Source organism: Herpetosiphonaceae bacterium, assembly GCA_036374795.1.
Taxonomy (GTDB): Bacteria; Chloroflexota; Chloroflexia; order Chloroflexales; family Kallotenuaceae; genus LB3-1.
In genome coordinates this window covers 44,748-50,994 of the sequence record DASUTC010000316.1, presented here as the reverse complement: position 1 = coordinate 50,994, position 6,247 = coordinate 44,748, and the positions used below count along the sequence as shown (strand labels likewise).

General features: G+C 63.6%; 6 protein-coding genes. 2 read left to right on the top strand and 4 right to left on the bottom strand.

Going from position 1 to position 6,247, the window contains the following annotated elements; genetic code table 11:
- Together VFZ66_24715 and VFZ66_24710 are read right to left on the bottom strand one after the other, a co-directional pair.
- On the bottom strand, positions 1-1,188 hold a 1,188-nt coding region (locus VFZ66_24715), incomplete at its 3' end, for a DEAD/DEAH box helicase (GenBank protein ID HEX6292412.1).
- A gap of 128 nt (positions 1,189-1,316) precedes the next feature.
- On the bottom strand, positions 1,317-1,688 hold the full coding sequence (locus tag VFZ66_24710; GenBank protein HEX6292411.1) for a zinc-ribbon domain containing protein: 372 nt from the start codon (positions 1,686-1,688) through the stop codon (positions 1,317-1,319).
- 460 nt (positions 1,689-2,148) lie between these two features.
- On the opposite strand from VFZ66_24710, the gene VFZ66_24705 reads away from it, so the two are divergent.
- Entirely contained in the window at positions 2,149-2,577 is a 429-nt protein-coding gene (locus VFZ66_24705; GenBank protein HEX6292410.1) for a response regulator, read from the top strand.
- Positions 2,578-2,718: 141 nt separating this feature from the next.
- Here the strand turns inward: VFZ66_24705 and gnd are convergent, their stop codons facing one another.
- Together gnd and VFZ66_24695 are read right to left on the bottom strand one after the other, a co-directional pair.
- Positions 2,719-3,621 carry a decarboxylating 6-phosphogluconate dehydrogenase gene (gene gnd / locus VFZ66_24700; protein ID HEX6292409.1) on the bottom strand — a complete coding sequence of 301 codons (903 nt, stop codon included), beginning with the start codon at positions 3,619-3,621 and terminating at the stop codon, positions 2,719-2,721.
- A 143-nt stretch (positions 3,622-3,764) separates the two neighbouring features.
- Entirely contained in the window at positions 3,765-5,156 is a 1,392-nt protein-coding gene (locus VFZ66_24695; protein ID HEX6292408.1) for a mercuric reductase, read from the bottom strand.
- 315 nt (positions 5,157-5,471) lie between these two features.
- Between VFZ66_24695 and VFZ66_24690 the strand changes: the two genes are divergently transcribed.
- A complete protein-coding gene (locus VFZ66_24690) occupies positions 5,472-6,233 on the top strand; it encodes a class I SAM-dependent methyltransferase (GenBank protein ID HEX6292407.1) in 762 nt (253 codons plus the stop codon).
- Positions 6,234-6,247 lie beyond the last annotated feature (14 nt).

The window sequence follows — 6,247 nt, the reverse complement described above, 5'->3', positions numbered from 1 at the left end:
GCTCCGCTGCGGCTGCTGGCGCGGCGACCGCGCCGCGCTCTGGTCGAGCACCGGCGCGGGCACGCTGTAGTCAAAGTCCGGCAGCGTGCGTCGCTCGATCGGCGCTTTGAGCGCGCGCTCGATCTCGCGGCAGGTCACGGCGTCTTCGCTGGTCATCAGCGTGAGCGCGTCGCCCTCGCGCTCGGCGCGGCCCGTGCGACCGATGCGGTGGATGTAGGTGTCAGCCGTATCGGGCATGTCGTAGTTGATCACGTGCGAGATCGTGGCGATGTCGAGGCCGCGCGCCGCGATGTCGGTAGCGACGAGAATCTGCGCCTTGCCGCTGCGGAAGCTATCGAGCGCGAACTGCCGCTGGTTCTGCGACTTGTTCGAGTGGAGCACCGCTGTGGCGTAGCCCGCCCGCTGAATCTGCTCGGCCAGCCGATTGGCGCGATGCTTGGTGCGAGTGAAGATCAGCACCGAGTTCGTGTCGGTTTCGCGCAGCAGGTGCAGCAGCAGCACAGTCTTTAGATGCTGCGGCACAGGATACAGGGCATGCGCCACCGTTTTGGTCGGCGTGTTAATCCCCGCGTCCACGCGCGCGGGATTGCGCAATGCCTGGGCCGTGAGCTGGTTCAGCTCAGGCGCGAACGTCGCCGAGAAGAGCATCGTCTGGCGCTCGCGCGGCAGGTGGCTCAAGATCCGCCTGACGGCAGGCAGAAAGCCCATGTCCAGCAGCCGGTCTGCCTCATCCAGCACCAGCATCTCGACGCCCTGCAACGCTGCCGCCCCACGATCGATATGATCGAGCAGGCGACCGGGACAGGCGACGATGATCTCAACGCCCGTACGCAGCGCCCGATCCTGGGGATTCATGCCGACGCCGCCGTAGACCGTGGCCGACCGGATCTTGGTGCCCTGGCTGAAGAGGCGGATCGTGGTATAGATCTGCTCCGCCAGCTCGCGGGTTGGCGTCACAATCAGCGCGCGGGTCCGGCCCAGCTTGCGCGGATCGTCCAGCAGGCGCTGCAAGATCGGCAGCACAAACGCGGCAGTCTTGCCGGTGCCCGTCTGCGCCGTGCCGATCAGGTCCCGACCGGCAAGGCCGACGGGAATAGCGCGCGCCTGGATCGGCGTAGGCGTGACAAAGCCTGCGCTCTGAATAGCGTGCTGGAGGCGTGGATGGAGTGTAAAATCTGAAAAGGTCATATCTTCCTTATGCGCCCCAGCCGATAGTCTTGAGCATATCGAAGCGTCCGGCGCGGCTGGTGCGATACAGACAGCAAAGCTTGCCGAATTCGGCAAGCTTTGCTATTCGCCGGAAGCAGATTATTAATTTACCAGCGGTCGTTCCGCTGATTCGAGCGCTGGCTCTGGAAACAATCCGAGCAGTACACGGGCTTGTCGCCGCGCGGCACGAACGGCACTTGCGCGTCGCGTCCGCAGGATGAGCACGTTGTCGTGTGCATCTCGCGCTGCTCGCGGCCACCACCATAGCTGTCGCGGCTGCTGTAGCCACCGCCATAGCTGTCACGGCTGTTGTAGCCGCCACCGCCGTTGCGGCTCTGCTTGTGCGTCTGGCGGCAGTTTGCGCACCGGGTTGGCTCGTTGTCGAAGCCCTTCTGCGCGTAAAACTCCTGCTCGCCGGTCGTAAAGGTGAATCCCATGCCACAGTCGCGGCAGGTCAACGTCTTGTCTGCAAAGCTCATTGCTTGCTACTCCAAAACTAAAGATACTCAAATTGTCTCAGGGATTGGAGTCAACGAGCGCGGGAGAAGGATCACAGATACGATCGATCCGAGGCAACGTGAGGAGCCAAACCATTTCAACAACTCGCGCATTATACCAGATGCAGCGGCTGGGCGCAAATGAGGACTCGTTATTGTTTCTATAGCCCCGCTGTAAAAGAGAACCAGGCTCACGTGCGAGGTCTAGGCCACACATGGTACTTCGATACCGATCGCATCAATGTCTGATTGAAGTGTGTGTGGTAGCCTGTTATAACAGCGCTTACCGGTATAATTGCTGACACACGCGCGCGCACGATGGAACTGGTAAGAACGTGGTAGCGTCGAGCGTGGCGAGCCACAGCGTGCCAGTCGGCCTCGTTGGCTCGACGATGTACCTTCCGGCTGCGCTCCAGGCGGGCGATGTACAAGGAAGATAGGTATGACGGCGCGAATTCTTGTGATCGAGGATAGTCCTCCGCTCCTGGCGTTATATCAGGCGCTTTTTCAAGACGAAGGCTACGAGGTTATTCTTCAGTCTACCCCTCGGTTCGACCCACTCACGATTGCCCGCATTGCCCCTGATCTGATCGTTCTCGATCTGCTCTTCGACGGCCATCTGATCGGCTGGGACGCGCTGCAAGCGCTGCGGCTGCAACCCGTCACGGCGACGATCCCGATCGTGATCTGTAGCGCCGCGCTCCGGCACGTCGATGTGCTGCAATCGGCGTTTGCGATGCTGGATGTGCATGTGCTGACCAAGCCGTTCGATCTCGAAACGCTGCTGAAGCTGGTCGATCATCTGCTCACCCAGCATGGAACGCACCCCGATCGGCTGGTTCCTGCGCCGCCCCTCGACGATCAGGAGTAGGATCTTGCCGCCCGAAGCGAACCGCTGCCGGTCGTCTCTCCCGCGACTGGAGCCACTCGCTTCCTAATTGGGCCAGCGCATCGCTGCTCGCCTCAACGCTGATGTGCGACAGCGCCGCGCTGCATGTGCGTCTCGTCGCCGCTACGTCTCGCGCTTAACGTCGTGTCCGCCAAACTGGTGGCGCAGCCCCGCGACGACCTTCGCCGCGAACGACTCGTCCTGCCGTGACGCGAAGCGCTGCATCAGCGCCAGGGTGATCACCGGCGCGGGCACCGCCTGCTCGATCGCCGCCTGGACCGTCCAGCGCCCCTCGCCCGAATCCGCGACCCAGCCTTTGATCGAGGCGAGGTCGGGCTCGTCGGCAAACATCCGCTCGGCCAGCTCCAGCAGCCAGGAGCGAATCACGCTGCCGTGGTTCCACAGCGCCGCGATCTGGTGCAGATCAAGGCCCAGCTCGCTTTTTGCCTGTAAGATCTCGAAGCCTTCGGCGTAGGCCTGCATCAGGCCGTACTCGATGCCGTTGTGGACCATCTTGGTGAAATGCCCAGCGCCGCTCGGCCCGACGTGTGCGTAGCCGCCCTCAGGCGCGAGCGTGCGCATGATTGGCTCGACGTGCGCGACGGCTGCGCGGGGGCCGCCGACCATCAGGCAGTAGCCCTCGCGCAGACCCCAGATACCGCCGCTCGTTCCCGCGTCGATGTAGGCGATGCCGTGCTGCTCAAGCTGCGCCGCGCGGGCCTGGGTTTCTTTGTACAGCGAGTTGCCGCCGTCGATCAGGATGTCGCCCGGTTGCAGCAGCGGTTGCAGCGCCGCGATCGTCGCGTCCACGGGAGCGCCCGCCGGAACCATCATCCAGATCACGCGCGGGCTGCCGAGCTGTCGCACCAGCTCCTCAAGCGAGGCCACGCCAACTGCTCCGGCGGCGACCGCCGCCTGCACCGCCTCAGGGTTGCGATCGTAGGCGACCACGCGATGCCCACCCCGCAGCAACCGCTCGGTCATATTTCCGCCCATCTTGCCCAAACCGATCATCGCTAGTTCCACACATGTCCTCCATCTATGCGCCTGCGCTCGAATGATTGCGATGGTAGTACAGCATTTGTTATTCCCTGCGCGATCGGCGGGGCGGCGTGCTCCGGGGCGTGTCGCAATACGCCCCGGACGGTGTCAATCAATCGACAAGCGGCCTACTCGTCCATTGACATAAACAAATTGTTGAGCGACTCGGCCAGGGTTGGATGAGCAAAGATGGCGTCGCGCAGCATGGTGTACGGAAGTCGGCCCATCATCGCGATCTGCGCCTGAGCCATCACCTCGCCGCCATCGACGCCCAGGATCGTAACGCCAAGGATCTGATCGGTTTCGGCGTCGACGATCGCCTTCATAAAGCCGCGAGTCTCGTCGACCTCAAGCGCGCGGGCGACGTGGCTCATCGGCATTTTGGCGACGCGGATCGTGCGGCCCTGCTTGCGGGCCTCGTCTTCACTCAGCCCAACGCGGCCCAGTTGAGGATCGATGAAGACGGTGTAGGGCACGTATCGCCCGTTGGTCGTGGCCTTGCCGCCCTCGATCAGGTTGGTGCGAATGATGCGGAAGTCGTCGTATGAGATGTGTGTGAAGGCCGGGCCACCTTTGACATCGCCCAGCGCGTAGATCCCCGGCACGTTCGTCTCCAGCCGCTCATCGACCTGGATCAGGCCGTGCTGGTCGGCGGCAATGCCCGCCGCTTGCAGGTTGAGCCGCTCCGTGTTCGGCGTGCGGCCCGTGGCGACCAGCAAGTGCGATCCTGCCAGCGCGCGCTCGCCGTCGGGCGTGCGGACCATCAGCCGAATCTGTTCGTCGGCCTGCTCCACGCGCAGGGCCTCGGTGTCGAGGAATACCTCAATGCCGTCTTCGCGCAGAATGTCGGCGACCGCCTCGGCCACGTCGTCGTCTTCGCGCGCGAGCAGCTTCGGCCCGCGCTGCACGATCGTGACGCGGCTGCCGAAGCGCCGGAACATCTGGCCGAACTCCAGGCCGATGTAGCCGCCGCCCAGCACCAGCAGATGATCGGGCACCGCGTCCAGCTCCATGATCGATGTCGAGTCGAGCGTCGGCACCTGCTCCAGCCCCGGCAGCGATGGCTGCGCCGGACGCGCGCCGGTGTTGATAAACACCAGATCGGCGGTCAGCGCGCGCTCCTCGCCATCCGCCAGCCGCACCGTGATCGCTTTGGGAGCGGTGAAGCTGGCCTCGCCCGCCAGCAGATCCACGCCGTCGGTGCTCTCGATGCGGCGCTGGCTGCCCGATCGGAAGCTTTCGACGATGTCGCGCTTGCGCTGCCTGACCCTCCTCAGATCGATTGCCACCGGGCCGGTCTGGACGCCATAGTCGGCGGCGCGACGGGCCAGGTAGGCCACGCGCGCGCTCGCGACCATCGTCTTGGTTGGCGTGCAGCCCTCGTTGATGCAGGTGCCGCCCACATGCTCGCGCTCGATCAGCGCGGTCTTCCTGCCTGAACGCGCCAGCGCGGTCGAGAGCGGCCCGCCCGCCTGTCCAGCCCCGATCACGATCGCGTCGTAGTGTTGCGCTGATGGCATAGCCGTTCGCCTCCTCTGCTTCGAGCAATAGCCTGCCCGACGATCCTTGACACGATTCCTCTGTTAATCATAAACTCAAACAACGGAACAAGGGAACAAGAGAACAACGGAACAAGGGGAGAGACAAACAAAGAACAAAGGGGAGGAACCAAGAAATGGGTCGAGATTCTTCCCCACTCCTCTGCCGCAGGCCGCGAACGCGGAGGCCCGCCTCAGCGTGGGGCACGGGTGGCCGGGTGCCCTTTGGGCGGCGATTGGATGAGGGCCACAACGCGAACCTTTGAACTTGAAACTTTGAACTTGGAACTCGAAACGATGAGCGACTCGACCAAGCGTTTCTCCAGCCGGGTGGAGGACTACATCAAATATCGTCCGACGTATCCTGAGGCGGTGATCGACCTGCTCAAGGCGGAGTGTCGCCTGACCAGCAGCTCGATCGTCGCGGATATTGGCTCCGGCACCGGCATTCTGGCCGAGCTATTTCTGAAGCACGGCAATCGCGTCTTTGGCGTCGAGCCCAATGCCGAGATGCGCGCGGCGGGCGAGCGTCTGCTCCAGGGCTATCCGCGCTTCACCAGCGTAGCTGCCACCGCCGAGGCAACGACGCTCGCCGATCGCAGCGTGGACTTTGTCGCGGCGGGCCAGGCGTTCCACTGGTTCGATCGCGACCGCTTCCGCGCCGAGTGCCAGCGCATGCTGCGGCCCGACGGCTGGATCGTGCTGATCTGGAACGATCGTCGGACCGACAGCACGCCGTTTCTTCAGTCGTACGAGCGCCTGCTGTTGACGTATGGCACCGATTATACGACGGTCGATCACAAGCGGATCGATCACGATGTGCTCGCCGCGTTCTTCGCCGCAGGTCGCTTCCAGCAGGCGCGCTTCGAGAACACGCAGGTCTTCGACTTCGCGGGCGTGCAGGGGCGGCTGCTCTCGTCCTCCTACACACCCGACGCCGATCATCCCAGCTACCAGCCGATGCTGGCCGAGCTGCGCGTGATCTTCGAGGCGCATCAGGTCAATCGCCAGGTCGCGTTCGAGTACGATACGCTAGTCTACTACGGCCAGCTCTCCTGAGTGTTTGGCGCGAC

Bases quoted from the DNA above. Each gene is read 5' to 3' on its own strand.
- VFZ66_24710 (HEX6292411.1), bottom strand. From the start codon at position 1,688: ATGAGCTTTGCAGACAAGACGTTGACCTGCCGCGACTGTGGCATGGGA.
- VFZ66_24695 (HEX6292408.1), bottom strand. From the start codon at position 5,156: ATGCCATCAGCGCAACACTACGACGCGATCGTGATCGGGGCTGGACAG.
- VFZ66_24705 (HEX6292410.1), top strand. From the start codon at position 2,149: ATGACGGCGCGAATTCTTGTGATCGAGGATAGTCCTCCGCTCCTGGCG.
- VFZ66_24690 (HEX6292407.1), top strand. From the start codon at position 5,472: ATGAGCGACTCGACCAAGCGTTTCTCCAGCCGGGTGGAGGACTACATC.